The following is a 15,585-nucleotide window of genomic DNA, read 5'->3' on the forward strand; positions in this document are numbered from 1 at the left end:
CTCAGCCCTGGGCCGCGGCCATGACGGCCTCGTCGACGTCGCGTCCCTGCGCCTCGGCCTCGGCCATCGCCTCCAGGACGCGCCGGTAGTCGCGCGGCATGATCTTGGTGAAGCGGGTCGCGGCGGCGTCCCAGTCCGCCAGCAGCCGCTCGGCGACCGCCGAGCCGGTCTCGGCGAGGTGCCGCTCGACCAGGCCCTTGACGAACGCCTCGTCGTCCTCGTTCAGCGGTTCCAGGTCGACCATCTCGCGGTTGACGCGGTCGGCCACCAGATCCAGAACGTAGGCGATGCCACCGGACATTCCGGCCGCGATGTTGCGTCCGGTGCGGCCGATGATGACGGCGCGGCCGCCGGTCATGTACTCGCAGGCGTGGTCGCCGACGCCCTCGACGACGGCGGTGGCGCCGGAATTGCGGACGCAGAACCGCTCCCCGACGACGCCGCGGGCGAACAGCTCGCCCGAGGTGGCGCCGTACAGGATCACGTTGCCGCCGATGATCTGCTCCTCGGCGGCGAACGCGGCGTCCGCCGGGGGACGCAGCGTCAGCCGCCCGCCGGACAGGCCCTTGCCGACGTAGTCGTTGGCGTCGCCGACCAGCCGCAGCGTGATGCCGCGCGGGACGAACGCGCCGAACGAGTTGCCCGCGGAGCCGGTGAAGGTGACGTCGACGGTGTCGTCGGGCAGGCCCGCGCCGCCCCACTTCTTGGTCACCTCGTGGCCGAGCATGGTGCCGACCGTCCGGTTGACGTTGCGGATCGGCAGGTCGAGGGTGACCTTGTCGCCGAACGCGAGGGCACCCTCGGCGAGCTGGATGAGGGTGTTGTCGAGCGCCTTCTCCAGCCCGTGGTCCTGCGCGGCGACGCGGCGCGGCGCGTCCCCGTACGGGGTCTCGGGCGCGTGCAGCACCGGCGCCAGGTCCAGCCCGGACGCCTTCCAGTGCTCGACGGCCTCCCGGGTGTCGATCATCTCGACGTGCCCGATCGCCTCGTCCAGCGTCCGGAACCCGAGGGCGGCGAGGTACTCGCGGACCTCCTCGGCGATGAACTCGAAGAAGTTCACCACGAACTCCGGCTTGCCGGAGAACCGCTCGCGCAGCACCGGGTTCTGGGTGGCGACGCCGACCGGGCAGGTGTCGAGGTGGCAGACCCGCATCATGATGCAGCCCGACACCACCAGCGGCGCGGTCGCGAAGCCGTACTCCTCGGCGCCGAGGAGCGCCGCGATGACGACGTCCCGGCCGGTCTTCATCTGCCCGTCGGTCTGCACGACGATGCGGTCGCGCAGGCCGTTCAGCATCAGCGTCTGCTGGGTCTCGGCGAGGCCGAGCTCCCAGGGCGCGCCGGCGTGCTTCAGCGAGGTCAGCGGGGACGCGCCGGTGCCGCCGTCGTGCCCGGAGATCAGCACCACGTCGGCGTGCGCCTTGGAGACGCCGGCCGCGACCGTGCCGACCCCGACCTCGGCGACGAGCTTGACGTGCACGCGCGCCGCCGGGTTGGCGTTCTTCAGGTCGTGGATGAGCTGGGCGAGGTCCTCGATCGAGTAGATGTCGTGGTGCGGCGGCGGCGAGATGAGGCCGACGCCGGGCGTGGAGTGCCGGGTCTTGGCGATCCACGGGTACACCTTGTGGCCGGGCAGCTGCCCGCCCTCGCCGGGCTTGGCGCCCTGCGCCATCTTGATCTGGATGTCGTCGGCGTTGGTGAGGTACTCCGACGTCACGCCGAACCGGCCGGACGCGACCTGCTTGATCGCGCTGCGGCGCAGGTCGCCGTTGGCGTCCGGGGTGAACCGGACCGGGTCCTCGCCGCCCTCGCCGGTGTTGGACTTGCCGCCCAGCCGGTTCATCGCGATCGCGAGGGTCTCGTGCGCCTCCGCGGAGATGGAGCCGTACGACATCGCGCCGGTGGAGAACCGCTTGACGATCTCCGCTACCGGTTCGACCTCCTCGATCGGCACCGGCGGCCGCGCGCCCTCCTTGAGCTTGAACAGCCCGCGCAGGGTCATCAGCTTCTGCGACTGCGAGTCGACCTTGGAGGTGTACTCCTTGAAGATCTCGTAGCGGCGGGTGCGGGTGGCGTGCTGCAGCTTGAACACCGTGTCCGGGTTGAACAGGTGCGGCTCGCCCTCGCGGCGCCACTGGTACTCGCCGCCGATCTCCAGCGTGCGGTGCGCGGCCTCGTTCCCGCCCGGCGGGTAGGCGCGGGTGTGCCGCTCGGCGACCTCCCGGGCCAGCACGTCGAAGCCGACGCCGCCGAGCCGGGACGTGGTGCCGGTGAAGCAGCGGGACACGACCCGCTCGCCGAGCCCGATCGCCTCGAAGATCTGCGCGCCGGTGTAGGACGCGACCGTGGACACGCCCATCTTCGACATGATCTTCAGGACGCCCTTGCCGTACGCCTTCACCAGGTTCCGCACGGCCTTGCCGGCCTCGACGCCCGGCAGGCCGCCGCCGCGGACCATGTCCTCGACGGTCTCGATCGCCAGGTACGGGTTGATCGCGGACGCGCCGTACCCGATGAGCAGCGCCATGTGGTGGCACTCGCGGGCCTCGCCGGTCTCGACCACCAGGCCGACCTTGGTCCGGGTCTTCTCCCGGATCAGGTGGTGGTGGACGGAGCCGGTGAGCAGCAGCGCCGGGATCGCGGCGCGGGCCGAGTCGGCGCCGCGGTCCGACAGCACGATGATCCGCGCGCCGGCCTCGATGGCCCGGCTCACCTCGGAGTTGATCTCCTCGAGGCGGGCCTCCAGGGCCTCGCCGCCGCCGGCGACGTCGTACAGGCCGTGCACGACGTGGGCGTGCAGGTGCGGCAGGGACCCCTCGTCGTCGATGTGGATGATCTTGGAGAGCTCGTCGTTGTCCAGGATCGGGGTGGGCAGCACGAGCCGCCGGCACGAGTCCGGGCCGGGCTCCAGGAGGTTGCCCTCCGGGCCGAGCGTGGACTGCAGCGAGGTGACGAGCTCCTCGCGGATGGCGTCCAGCGGCGGGTTCGTGACCTGCGCGAACAGCTGCTTGAAGTAGTCGAACAGCAGGCGCGGGCGCTCCGACAGCACCGCGATCGGGGTGTCGGTGCCCATCGAGCCGATCGGCTCGGCGCCGGTCCGCGCCATCGGGCCGAGGATGATCCGCTGCTCCTCCAGGGTGTACCCGAAGGTCTGCTGCCGCTTGACGAGGGTGTCGTGCGTCGGGATCTCCCGCTCGCGCTGCGGCAGCTCCTCGAACCGGACCAGGCCCTCGTGCAGCCACTGCCCGTACGGGTGCTCGGCGGCCAGCTCCGCCTTGACCTCGTCGTCCTCGACGATCCGCCCGGCCTCGGTGTCGACCAGGAAGATCTTGCCGGGCTGCAGGCGGCCCTTGCGGACCACCTTGTCCGCCGGGATGTCGAGCACGCCGGCCTCGCTGGCCAGCACCACCAGGCCGTCGTCGGTCACCCAGTAGCGGCCGGGGCGCAGCCCGTTGCGGTCCAGGACCGCGCCGACGACGGTGCCGTCGGTGAAGCTGACGCTGGCGGGGCCGTCCCACGCCTCCATCAGGGTGGAGTGGAACTCGTAGAACGCGCGGCGCTCGGCGTCCATCTCGGCGTGGTTCTCCCACGCCTCCGGGATCATCATCAGCACCGCGTGCGGCAGCGACCGGCCGCCGAGGTGCAGCAGCTCCAGGCACTCGTCGAACGAGGCGGTGTCGGACGCCTCGATGTCGATCACCGGGAAGATCCGGGAGATGTCGCCGGGGATCAGGTCGGACTTCAGCAGCGCCTCGCGGGCCCGCATCCAGTTCCGGTTGCCCCGGACGGTGTTGATCTCGCCGTTGTGCGCGATGAACCGGTACGGGTGCGCCAGCTCCCACGCCGGGAACGTGTTGGTCGAGAACCGCGAGTGCACCAGCGCGATCGCGCTGCTGAACCGGCGGTCCGACAGGTCGGGGAAGAACGGCTCCAGCTGCGGGGTCGTCAGCATTCCCTTGTAGACGATCGTGCGGCTGGACAGGCTCGGGAAGTACACCCGGACGTCCTGCTCGGCGCGCTCGCGCATGCAGAACACGGCGCGGTCCAGCTCCAGGCCGGTCTTGCCCGCGTGCGGGCCGCCGGCGGCGGGCGCGACGAACAGCTGCGCGAAGTGCGGCATGACCCGGCGGGCGGCCGGGCCGGTGAACGCGGGGTCGCGCGGGAGCTCGCGCCAGCCGAGCACCGTGAGGTGCTCCTCGGCGCACAGCGTCTCGATGTGCGCGACCGCGGCGGCGCGCTCCTCGGCGTCCGCGGGCAGGAACGCGAGGCCGGCCGCGTAGGCGCCGGCCTCGGGCAGCGCGAAGCCGCACTCCTCGCGGAAGAACGCGTCCGGTATCTGGACGAGGATGCCGACGCCGTCGCCGTCGTCCGGCTCCGCGCCCACGGCCCCGCGATGGTCCAGGTTCTTCAGGACGGTCAGGGCGTTCTGGACGATGTCGTGGCTCTTGCGGCCGTGCAGGTCGGCCACCATGCCGACGCCGCAGGCGTCGTGCTCGTTCGCCGGGTCGTAGAGCCCCTGGGGTCCGGGGCGGCCCGGTGTGAGGGCAGCAGCAGCCATCAACCCTCCCGTCGTCGTCGGTGTGTCACTGCTTCGTGTCAGTGCAGTCCGGGACGACGTTGGCCCTGCTGCGGTGAGATGACATTACATCACTGCCGGGATCATGCCCGACTGGACCAGATCGCGAAACTTCTCCGGGGCGATCGGCTGCGCGTCATCTCCGAGTGGTTTAGACCAGGCTACCGGGTCCTGAAAGTTGCATAACGCCCTGACCTGGTGAGGATCATCACCGGGCGGCGAGGTTTACGGAGCGGAGAACGCAACACGGCTGAAACACGCGCGGGTATCCGGATGCTTCCCGGGCCCGCCCGGCGGGGCCGCGGCGGCTCCCGCTCAGCGGGACGGCGCCGTCCGGTCGACGGGACGGCCGCGCCCGCCCGGGCCGCTCAGTGGGACGCGGCGGCGGCGCGGCCCAGCACCGACGGCGCCTTCCCGCCCTCGATCAGCAGCGACAGCAGGTTGCCGTCCGACGCGTCGCCCTTGCCGTCCAGGCGCTGCGCCCACGACACCACGGCGTAGTGGCCCATCGCCAGGCCCCGGGCCATTCCGAAGCCCTGCCCGAACCGGTCCAGCGGCGCGGGCGCCGGCAGCGGCACCACGAACCCGCCGCCGAGCGTGTGGTCCAGCAGGCCGACGAACCGGTCGGCGTCCGCCGAGGACGCCAGGTTGAACACCGCGACGGCCAGCCCGTACCCATGGCGGGCGTCGGCGTAGATGTCCCGCGCGGCCTGCGTGCAGCCGCCGCGCGCCAGGTCGGCGGCCACCGACTGCCCCCACACCGCGGCGGTGCAGTTGCCGTCGAGCTTCTTGGCCTGCATCGTGAGCCGGAGCTTCGTGCCGTCCACCGACAGCTTCGCCGACGACGACGGGAACGCCTCCCCGCTGGTCAGCGGCTTGGCGTCGGTCTTGCGGGACGCGATGCCCGCGTACGCGGAGGACGACGGCGAACTCGAGTAGGACTCGGGCGAGCTGCCGTTGCCCGCCGCCGTGCCCGCCGGCCTGCCCGGGGCGCCGCCGGCACCGCCGTCGCCCTTGCCGCCGTCATCGCCCCCGCCCAGCGCCACGGCCGCGATCAGCCCGATCACCACCAGCACCGCGAGGCCCGCGGCGGCCGCGAAGTACGGCTTCGCGCCGGGAGCGCCCTTCCCGCCCGCCGTGCTCTTCCGTCCGGCCGTGCTTTTCCCGCCCGCCGCGCCCCGGCGGCGCGGCATCCCGGCCCCGCCGGACCGCCGGGCCTTCTTGGGCCTGCGAGCTCTGGGCGGGGCGTCCGGCGTCTCGTCCTGGACGGGCGGCGGGGCGCCGTAGGGGACGTCCTGGGAGGCGGGATCTCCCTGGTAGGGGCCGTCCACGGGGTAGCCCTGCTCCTCGTAGGGCGGTTCCTCGTAGGACGCTTGCTGCGCGTAGGCCGGATCCGTGTAGGGCTGATCCGCGTAGGCCGGGTCTGCATACGGCTGATCCGCGTAGGGCTGATCCGTGTACCCCTGGTCCGCGTACCCCTCGTCCGCATAGGGCTGGTCCGCGGGGGGCTGTCCGGGAGGACCGGCGTGGCCCTGGGCGCCGCCCCGGCGGCGGCCTCCGGAACGTTCCTGCCGGGCCGCGCCGTCGCGCGGCGAGCCGATCCGGCGGGGACCGCCCGTCCGGCCCTGGCCCCTGCGAGGGGCGGGCTGCCGGCGGCCGGAGCGGCTCGCCGGCGCGCGCCTCGGGCGGCCGCCACCGCGGCCGCGGTCATCGGGTTCCACGGCGGCGGAGACTACTGCGGACCGGGGCGCACGTTACGACGCCCCGTTCCCGGCCAGGTCGAGCCGCTGGTAGAGGAAGTCCCCGGCGTTCTCGACGACCAGGCTGACGTCGATCATCTCGTTGAGCGAGTCGGGGCGCGCCCCGCCCGCGCGCTCCACCCACGTCACCATGGCGTAGTGCCCGTAGACGCTGGCGTAGGCGGCGGTGAACCCCGGCCCGAACGTCGCGACGTCCTTCGGCTGCAGGGGCGTCAGCCATCCCGCGCCGGTCGCCCGGTCGAGGTCGCGCAGCACCTGCGCGGAGCCGTCCTGGCTCGCCAGGTTCACGACCATGAACTGGCCGACGTACTTCTTGTCCGGGCTCACGTAGGCGGCGCGGACCACCTGGGAGCAGCCGTACTTGGCGAGATCGCTCTGCAGCCGCGCGCCCCAGCTGGCGCTCTTGCAGTCGGAGGTCAGGTCGGAGGCGGCGAGCGTCAGCGTGTACTTGCCCTGCTTGAGGGTCTTGGAGTCCGCCGAGAACGCCTCGCCCTGCGTGATCGGCCGGTTGTCGGCGGTACGCTGGGCGATCTTCGCGAACCCGTCGCCGCTGAAGTCGGGCGTGTAGGCGGTCGGCATCGCCTTCTCGGCGGGCTTGCCGTCGCCGTCGCCGCCGCCGAGCGCGACCACGGCGACGACCGCGATCACGATGACGGCGACCACGGCGGCCGCCCCTCCGTACAGCAGCTTGCGGTTCGGAAGGTTCCGGCGGGGCTTGTCCTCCGGCCAGAAGTCCTTCCCCGCGCCGTCGCTTCCGGCCGCGGGGGAACCAGTGTCACGGGCCTCGATCACGCCCCGGAGCTTAGCGGTCCGGCCGCACCCGCCGCGCCCAAAAGGGCGATTCATCCGCATTTGTTGTGCGGCCGGCGGCCCGCGGGCGCTCGCACCGCGCCGGGCCCGCCGAGGTCACAGCCCGGTGGTGCCGATGAGCGCGCCGACGCCGTAGGTGATCCCGGCGGCCGCCGCGCCGAACAGCAGCTGGCGCGCCCCGCCGAACCACCACGCCCGCGTCGTGACCCGCGACACCAGCGCGCCGGCGGCGAACAGCCCCAGCGCCGCCACCGCGGCCGCCGGCCACAGCGAGGACGCGCCCAGCAGGTACGGCAGCACCGGCAGCAGCGCCCCGACCGCGAACGACAGGAAGGACGAGCCCGCCGCCAGCAGCGGCGACGGCAGGTCCCCCGGGGACACCCCGAGCTCCTCCCTGGAGTGCACCTCCAGGGCCCCCTCGGGGTTGCGCGACAGCTGCCGCGCCACCTCCGCGGCGGTCTCCGCATCGACCCCGCGGGCCTCGAACACCCCGGCCAGCTCGCGCTGCTCGGCCACCGGGTTGCGGGCCAGCTCCAGCCGCTCGATCTCGATCTCGGCGAGCGCCAGCTCCGACTGGGACGCGACGGAGATGTACTCCCCCGCCGCCATCGAGAACGCGCCCGCCGCCAGGCCCGCGAGGCCCGCCAGCAGCACGATCTTCGGGTCCTGGCGGCCGCCCGCGATCCCCGCGATCAGCGCGAAGTTGGAGACCAGCCCGTCCATCGCGCCGAACACCGCGGGCCGCAGCCAGCCGCCGTTGACGTCGCGGTGCTGGTGGTGCAGTTCCGGCGTCTGGCCGGTCTTCTCCCCGGTCATCTCCCCCGTACCGGACATCGTGTCTTCCTACTTCCCGTCCTTGACGGGCTCTCCCTGCCCTACCCGCTCGGAAGCGTCGGCGGCACCGTCCGTTCCATTCTCCCCGCTCACGGCGGTGGCCGCGACGCCGGGGCCCGGTTCGGGCTCCGGGTCCGGGTCCGGTTCCGGCGCGGGTTCCGGCAGGGGCTCCGCCGCCGCCTCCGGGCCCTCAGCGGGCTCCTCCGCCGCCTCGGGGGCCGGCTCCGGCTCGGGGGTCCCGGCCGTGTCCGCCGGGGCCTCATCGGCGGGCTGCGCGGCGTCCGCGGCCTCCGCGGACCCGTCCGCGGCCTCCCGCTCCGCCGTCCTGTCCTCAGCGGACGCGGACTCGGCCTCCGGGAGCCCGGCCGTCTCGGGCGCGGACTCCTCGGACTGCCGTCCGGTGGTCTCCTCGGCCGCACCCGGGGCCGCGTCGTCCGCCGTCCCGGCGGCGTCCTCGGCCTTCGGGTCCCCGTCCTCGGCGGCGTCCTGGACCCGCTCGTCCTCCGCCGGCTCGTCCTCGGCGGGCGCGTCCTTCGGCGGCTCGTCCTTCGCGGGCGCGTCGTCGGTCGGCACGTCCGCCGCGGCGGACCCGGCGTCACCGGCGTCACCCGCGTCACCGGCAGGTGCCACGGCCCCCGGTGCGTGCCCGACGACGGCCTCGGGGCCGGTCTTGTTGCGCGCCAGGTACAGGTAGGCGGCGGCGCAGAGGAACACCACGATCGAGGTGTAGTCGTTCAGCCGCAGGCCGAGGAAGTGGTGCGCGTCGTCGATGCGCAGCGCCTCGATCCAGCCGCGTCCCACCGTGTAGGCGGCGACGTACAGCGCGAACGCCCGGCCGTGGGTGAGCTTGTAGCGGCGGTCGGCCCAGACGATCAGGATCGCGACGCCGATGCACCACAGCGACTCGTACAGGAACGTCGGGTGGTAGGTGCCGATGTTCTCGTACTTCGGGTCCAGGGCGGGGCCGTCGCCGAGCGTCGGGCGGTGGCTCGGGTCGATCTTCAGGGCCCAGAACGTGTGCAGCGGCTTGCCGTACAGCTCCTGGTTCCAGTAGTTGCCCCAGCGGCCGATCGCCTGCGCGAGGACGATCCCGGGCGCGCAGGCGTCGGCGAGCGCGAGGATCGAGATGCCGCGCCGCCGGCAGCCGATGTACGCGCCGACCGCGCCGAGCGCGATGGCGCCCCAGATCCCGAGGCCGCCCTTCCAGATCTCCAGGGCCCGGACCGGGTCGCCGCCGCTGCCGAAGTACCGCTGCGCGTCGGTGATCACGTGGTAGAGGCGCCCGCCGACCAGGCCGAACGGCACCGCCCACACGGCCACGTCGATGATCGTGCCGGGGGCGCCGCCCTTGGCCGCCCAGCGTCGCTCGCCGACCCAGACCGCGACGACGATACCGAGAATGATCATGATCGCGTAGGCACGGAGCGGAATGGGTCCGAGGTGCCAGACGCCCTGCGAAGGGCTCGGGATGAAGGCGACCGGGTGCATGACCGTTGACGTTACCGCCTCCGGCGGCATGCGACGGAAACGTCCGCGTCACCGACAGCCGATCGCCGCGCTACGGACACCGGTACGAGACCATGCGGGGCGCCTCTCAGCCCTGCCCCGGGGCCTCCCCGGCGGACCGCGGGGTGCCGGAGCCCGCCTTGGCGATGGTCTTCTGCAGGGCGTCCGGGGAGGCCAGGGCGTCGTTCCCGAGCTGCCTGCCGTTCAGCGCGAGGTACGGGGTCGCGGTCACGCCCGCCTTGCCGGCGTAGGCGGTGGCCTGGTCGACCTGGCCGATCTTCTGCGCGCCGTTCACGCACGCGGCGAACGAGGGGTCGGTGACGCCGAGCCGCCCCGCCCACTTGATCAGGTCGGCGTTGGCGAAGCCCTTGTCGCCCTCGGGCGGCTGCTCGTCGTACAGCTTGTCGTGGTACTTCACCCAGTGGTCGGCGGGCATGCAGGCGGCGGCGTTGGCGGCGCGCCGCGAGTTGGACATCAGCGGGTCCTGCTGGAACAGCTGGAACGGCCGGTAGACGACCTTCACCCTGCCCTCGGCGGCGAGCTTCTTCATCGTGCCGCCGACGCGGGCCTCCATCGCCTTGCAGGCCGGGCACTGGAAGTCCTCGAAGACGTCCAGGACGGGCGTGGTGACGCCCGGGTTCGCCATGGCGACCGACCCGTCCTGCTGCCGGGTCGCGGGCGCGATCGGCCCGGTGTACTTCACGGCGGACGGGCCGCCGCCCCCGTTGGTCCCCACCACCACCACGACGATGACGACCACGACGGCCGCCGCCGCCACCGCGCCCAGCACGACCACGAGCAGCCGCCTGCGCCGCTGCCGCGCCTCCGTCCGCCGCCGCTCCTCCGCGAGCCGGTCCCGCGCGGAACGCTCCCTGTCGGGCTTGCTCATCGATCCCCCCACGGCCGTGACGATATGTTACCGAGCACGACCGAGCGTAGTGGGGAGGGGCGTTCCGCGCGGTGAAGCCGCACGGAGGGTTCAGCGGTTCGGGCGGCGGACGGGGCGGCGGAGGGTCACTTCCCGGCCGCGCCGGCGGCCGCGGTGACCGTGGCCTTCAGACCGTCGGGGGTGAAGACGACGTTGCTGTCGAGCTTGCGCCCGTCGAGGAAGACCGTCGGCGTGCTGTCGACCCCGCGGGTCTGCAGCGCGTAGTTGGTCATCGCGTCGACCTGGGACTTCTTCTGCTCGTCCTTGACGCACTTCTCGAAGTTCGGGTCGGAGATCCCGATGTCCTTGCCCCACTTGGCCAGGTCCTTCGGCGAGAAGCCCTTCGTGCCCTCGGCCGGCTGGAAGCGGAACAGCGCGTCGTGGTAGGAGATCCACTTGTCGGCGGGAACGCACAGCGCGGCCTCGGCGGAGCGCAGCGAGTTCGTCTTGACCGGGTCGGGGCTGTTGCCGAACAGGTGGAACGGCCGGTAGACGACCTTCACCTTGCCCTCGGCGGCGAGCTGCTCGACGGTCGAGCCGGTGTTCTTCTCGAACTGCTTGCAGTTCGGGCACTGGAAGTCCTCGAAGATCTCCAGCTCCGGCTTGGTGACGCCGGCCTTCGCCATCACGATCGAGCCGTCGGCCTGGCGGCTGAGGGGGGCCAGCGCGCCCTTGTGGACCTCGGCGCGGCCGCTCTTGTTCTTGTGGTCGATGACGAGGACGGTCGCCACCACGATCACCGCAACCGCGACCACCGACCCGAGGACGATGGACAGCAGCCGCCGCTGCTTGGCCCGCGCCGCCTGCCGCCGCCGCTCGGCGGCCAGGCGCTCTCTCGCGGACCGCTCCCGTGCGGCCTTGCTCATTGGGACTCCTAGGAATGGGGGCCGCGCGTGCTGGCGTGCGGCGCGGGTCCGGCGGGACTAGTCGACCTGACCGATCCGCCGGAACTCGTCGAACAGAACGAGAACGAAGAGCAGGATAGTGATGGCGTGGACCCCGCTGCACCACAGGCAGATCTTGTGCAGCACCGCCAGCTCGACCGTCACCAGGTAGACGACGAAGAGCACGCCCACCGACACCGCCGCGAGCCGCGCCCAGCGCAGCTGCGGCCACGGCGAGCGCAGCGCCCAGGGGGTGATCAGCGCCCCGAACCCGACGAAGAACGCGAGCCCGAACAGCGGCATGGGGATGCCGAGGAGCTCGGAGTACTCGCTGGTGGTGACCGCGTGGCAGTCCACCGTGCTGGTGGCCGAGCACACCAGCGCGCCCTGGTCGTAGTGCGTGATCGTCAGGTAGACGGAGATGCCGAGCCCGGCGAGGGTCAGCAGCCAGGCGAGGGCCTGGTACCACGCGGCCGGGACGGGCGCCGCCGCCGTCGCGCGTTCCCGCGCCGTCATCTCTTGCGTCATCGTGGATCCTTCCGGAACGGCCTCCGCCGGCGAAAACACCTTACGGGAGCGCGAGGCCGTCTCAAGCATGAACCGGACGGCGGTGACGGGGAGTTCCCGGAACGCGCAAGAACGTCCGCGGAAACGGGACGGCCCCGTTTCCGCGGACGTTCTCGACGATCGTTCTCCGGCGGGCGGTTCAGCGGCCCTTGCGGACGCCCTCGGCCAGTTCCCCGGTGAGGGCGCGGACGCCGGCGAGGCCGGTGGCGAGGTCCGGGGCGTCCAGCAGCCGCCGGATGAACGCCGAGCCGACGATCACGCCGTCGGCGAAGCCGGCGACCTCGGCGGCCTGCGCGCCGTTGCCGACGCCGAGCCCGAGCCCGACCGGCAGGTCCCGGCCGGACCGGCCGATGATCTCCCGGGTGCGCTCGACGAGCCGCGGCGCGCCGGTGTCGACGGCGTTGCGGGCGCCGGTGACGCCCATCAGGGACGCCGCGTAGACGAACCCGCGGCACTGCGCGGTGATGGCCTCGATGCGCGCGTCGGTGGAACTGAGCGCGACGAGGAACACCCGGTCGAGGCCGTGCTCGTCGGCGGCCTCGAGCCACTCGCCGCCCTCCTCGGGCGTGAGGTCGGGGGTGATCAGCCCGGCGCCGCCGGCGCTCGCGAGGTCGCGGGCGAACGCGCCGACGCCGTGCCGGTCGACGGGGTTCCAGTACGTCATGACCAGCGTCGGGACGCCGGTGGCGGCGACGGCCTCGACGGTGCGGAACACGTCGGCGACGCGGACGCCCCCGGAGAGCGCCCGGTGGACGGCGTCCTGGATGGTGGGGCCGTCCATCATCGGGTCGGTGTAGGGCAGCCCGATCTCGATGACGTCGCAGCCGGCGTCGACCATGGTCTTCGCGGCCTCGATCGCGCCGTCGAAGGTCGGGAAGCCGGCCGGCAGGTAGCCGACGAGCGCGGCGCGGTTCTCGGCCCTGGCCTTGTCGTAGGCGTCCTTGACGGTCACTGCGCCTCCCCCTCGGGCATCAGGCCGAAGAAGGACGCGGCCGTGTGCATGTCCTTGTCGCCGCGGCCGGACAGGCACACCGCGATCGTGGCGTCCGGGCCCAGCTCCCTGCCGACCTTGATCGCGCCGGCCAGCGCGTGCGCCGACTCGATCGCCGGGATGATGCCCTCGGTGCGGCACAGCAGCGAGAACGCCTCCATCGCCTCGGCGTCGGTGATCTCGCGGTACTCGGCGCGGCCGGAGTCGTGCAGCCAGGAGTGCTCCGGGCCGACGCCGGGATAGTCGAGGCCCGCGGAGATCGAGTGGGTCTCGAGGGTCTGGCCGTCGTCGTCCTGCAGCAGGTAGGTGCGCATGCCGTGGATGACGCCGAGGGAGCCGCCGACGAGCGTCGCGGCGTGCCTGCCGGACGCGACGCCGTCGCCGCCCGCCTCGAACCCGTACAGCCGGACGGACTCGTCCGGGACGAAGGCGTGGAACATGCCGATGGCGTTGGAGCCGCCGCCGACGCACGCGACGACCGCGTCCGGCAGGGCGCCGGTCAGCTCGAGGCACTGCCGCCGCGCCTCCACGCCGATGATCCGCTGGAAGTCGCGGACCATCATCGGGAACGGGTGCGGGCCCATCACCGAGCCGATGCAGTAGTGCGTGTCCTCCACGCTCGCGACCCAGTCGCGGAACGCCTCGTTGCAGGCGTCCTTGAGGGTGCGGCTGCCGGTCCGCACCGGGACGACCTCGGCGCCGAGCATCCGCATCCGCGCGACGTTGAGGGCCTGCCGCTCGGTGTCGACCTCGCCCATGTAGACGGTGCAGTCGAGGCCGAGCAGGGCCGCGGCGGTGGCGGTGGCGACGCCGTGCTGGCCGGCGCCGGTCTCGGCGATCACCCGGGTCTTGCCCATCCGCCGGGTGAGCAGCGCCTGCCCGAGCACATTGTTGATCTTGTGGGAGCCGGTGTGGTTGAGGTCCTCGCGCTTCAGCAGCACGCGGGCGCCGCCCGCGTGCTCGGCGAACCGCTTCGCCTCGGTCAGCAGGCTCGGCCGGCCCGCGTAGTTGGCGAGCAGGTCGTCCAGCTCGGCGGTGAAGGCCGGGTCCTTCTTGGCGGTCTCGAACTCGCGGGTCAGCTCGTCCAGGGCCGCCATCAGCGCCTCGGGGGCGAACCGCCCGCCGAAGCGGCCGAAATGGCCGGTGGCGTCGGGCACGGCGGCAGCGCGCGCCGCACTGTCGATGGTCATGGGAAAACGCGTCCTGTCATGCGTAAGGGGCCTGCGTCGGACAGTCTCAGCGAGATGCGGCGAGGCCCCGCCATCGCTCGTGGAGCGGCTCTGCGGGCATGACCGTAGCCTACCGAGTTCCCGTCGGCACCGGTCAGCCGCTCTGCCGCAGCGCCGGGTGCGCGCCGGCCGCGACCAGGTCGGCGACCGCGGTCCGCGGGTCGCGCCCGATGACCAGGCTCTCCCCCACGAGCACCGCGTCCGCGCCGCTGGAGGCGTAGGCGAGCAGGTCGTGCGGGCCCCGCACGCCGGACTCGGCGATCTTCACGGCGGGCTTGGGGATCGCGGGCGCGACGCGGGCGAAGACGCCCCGGTCGACCTTCAGGGTGCGCAGGTCGCGCGCGTTCACGCCGATGACCTTGGCGCCCGCGTCCACCGCGCGGGCGGCCTCCTCCTCGGTGTGCACCTCGACGAGCGGGAGCAGCCCGATCGACTCGGCCCGCTCGACCAGCGACACCAGCGCGTCCTGCTCCAGCGCGGCGACGATCAGCAGCGCCATGTCGGCGCCGTACGCGCGCGCCTCCCACAGCTGGTAGGAGGTGACGATGAAGTCCTTGCGCAGGACGGAGACGTCGACGTTGGCGCGGACGTCCGCGAGGTCCTGCAGGCTGCCGCCGAAGCGGCGCCGCTCGGTCAGCACGCTGATCACCTTCGCGCCGCCGGCCTCGTAGTCGCGGGCGAGGGCGGCGGGGTCGGCGATCGCGGCGAGCGCGCCCTTGGACGGGCTGCTGCGCTTGACCTCGGCGATGACCGAGACGCCGGGCCCGCGCAGCGCGCCGAGCGCGTCGCGGGGGGCCGGGGCGGCGGCGGCCTTCTCCTTCAGCGCGCCGAGCGGCACCTCCCGCTGCCGTTCGGCGAGATCGGCCCGGACGCCGTCGATGATCTCGTCCAAGACGCTCAAGTGGTAGGCCCCCTATTTCAGGTCGATCCGTGCACCGATCGTAGCCGCCCCCGCCGACGGTCCTCGCACCCGGGAGGGGTCCGGGGACGCCCGCGGGGCGCGGCGGTCCGGCGGTCCGCGGCGCCGCCCGCGGGTCAGGGCGCCAGGGCGTGCGCGAACGGCAGGTTCCGCACGATCCAGTAGACGGCCACGACGCCGACGAAGGAGTACACCGCGACCGGCCGGAACAGCGCCGACCACATCGGCCGGCCCTGGACGCTCAGCACCGTCCAGCGGACGTACAGGTAGCCGAGGACGGGCAGCAGCAGGAACAGCAGCGGGTTGAACCCGAACGCGGTGCCGACGTGCCCGTGCGCGAGCGCGTTGACCAGCCGCATCGCGCCGCAGCCCGGGCAGTAGTAGCCGGTCATGGCGAGGAACGGGCACGTGGGGTAGTGGCCGGGCCGGTTCGGGTCGACGACCGCGACCAGCACCGTCGCCGCGGCGGCCCCGGCCAGGACGATCCCGTGCGGAACCAGCGCGCGCACCGGGCTCTTGCGCTCGCCCCCACCCGCCGGATGGGGATGCGCGTGGACGGCGGGACGGCTCACGCCCCCACC

12 protein-coding genes are annotated in these 15,585 nt (G+C 73.0%); all 12 read right to left on the reverse strand.

From position 1 onward, the window contains the following. Position 1 precedes the first annotated feature (1 nt). A complete protein-coding gene (gltB, locus tag J4557_RS32155) occupies positions 2-4,558 on the reverse strand; it encodes a glutamate synthase large subunit (protein ID WP_208270533.1) in 4,557 nt (1,518 codons plus the stop codon). A 386-nt stretch (positions 4,559-4,944) separates the two neighbouring features. Then, positions 4,945-6,297 (reverse strand): chromosomal replication initiator protein DnaA, encoded by a 1,353-nt coding sequence (locus J4557_RS32160; RefSeq protein WP_208270534.1) that lies wholly within the window; start codon positions 6,295-6,297, stop codon positions 4,945-4,947. A 33-nt stretch (positions 6,298-6,330) separates the two neighbouring features. Then, on the reverse strand, positions 6,331-7,128 hold the full coding sequence (locus J4557_RS32165; protein ID WP_208270535.1) for a hypothetical protein: 798 nt from the start codon (positions 7,126-7,128) through the stop codon (positions 6,331-6,333). Positions 7,129-7,242: 114 nt separating this feature from the next. Beyond that, a complete protein-coding gene (locus J4557_RS32170; protein ID WP_243776679.1) occupies positions 7,243-7,980 on the reverse strand; it encodes a VIT1/CCC1 transporter family protein in 738 nt (245 codons plus the stop codon). Positions 7,981-7,989: 9 nt separating this feature from the next. Further along, positions 7,990-9,468 (reverse strand): prolipoprotein diacylglyceryl transferase, encoded by a 1,479-nt coding sequence (gene lgt / locus J4557_RS32175; RefSeq protein ID WP_208270536.1) that lies wholly within the window; start codon positions 9,466-9,468, stop codon positions 7,990-7,992. A 106-nt stretch (positions 9,469-9,574) separates the two neighbouring features. After that, entirely contained in the window at positions 9,575-10,387 is an 813-nt protein-coding gene (locus tag J4557_RS32180; protein ID WP_307800328.1) for a DsbA family protein, read from the reverse strand. A 113-nt stretch (positions 10,388-10,500) separates the two neighbouring features. After that, positions 10,501-11,280: a DsbA family protein gene (locus tag J4557_RS32185; RefSeq protein ID WP_208270537.1), complete on the reverse strand. Its 780-nt coding sequence runs from the start codon at positions 11,278-11,280 to the stop codon at positions 10,501-10,503. Between the two features lie 57 nt (positions 11,281-11,337). Beyond that, entirely contained in the window at positions 11,338-11,826 is a 489-nt protein-coding gene (locus tag J4557_RS32190) for a vitamin K epoxide reductase family protein (protein WP_208270538.1), read from the reverse strand. A 178-nt stretch (positions 11,827-12,004) separates the two neighbouring features. After that, on the reverse strand, positions 12,005-12,817 hold the full coding sequence (trpA, locus tag J4557_RS32195) for a tryptophan synthase subunit alpha (protein WP_208270539.1): 813 nt from the start codon (positions 12,815-12,817) through the stop codon (positions 12,005-12,007). After that, positions 12,814-14,046, reverse strand: coding sequence for a tryptophan synthase subunit beta (trpB, locus tag J4557_RS32200; protein WP_208270540.1), 1,233 nt, complete (start codon positions 14,044-14,046; stop codon positions 12,814-12,816). The genes trpA and trpB overlap by 4 nt, the downstream gene beginning before the upstream one ends. Before the next feature lie 133 nt (positions 14,047-14,179). Next, positions 14,180-14,986 carry an indole-3-glycerol phosphate synthase TrpC gene (trpC, locus tag J4557_RS32205; protein WP_208270541.1) on the reverse strand — a complete coding sequence of 269 codons (807 nt, stop codon included), beginning with the start codon at positions 14,984-14,986 and terminating at the stop codon, positions 14,180-14,182. A 134-nt stretch (positions 14,987-15,120) separates the two neighbouring features. Continuing rightward, positions 15,121-15,576: a DUF2752 domain-containing protein gene (locus J4557_RS32210; RefSeq protein ID WP_307800329.1), complete on the reverse strand. Its 456-nt coding sequence runs from the start codon at positions 15,574-15,576 to the stop codon at positions 15,121-15,123. Positions 15,577-15,585: the final 9 nt, after the last annotated feature.

Source organism: Actinomadura nitritigenes, from assembly GCF_017573545.1.
In the GTDB taxonomy this organism is placed as follows: domain Bacteria; phylum Actinomycetota; class Actinomycetes; order Streptosporangiales; family Streptosporangiaceae; genus Spirillospora; species Spirillospora nitritigenes.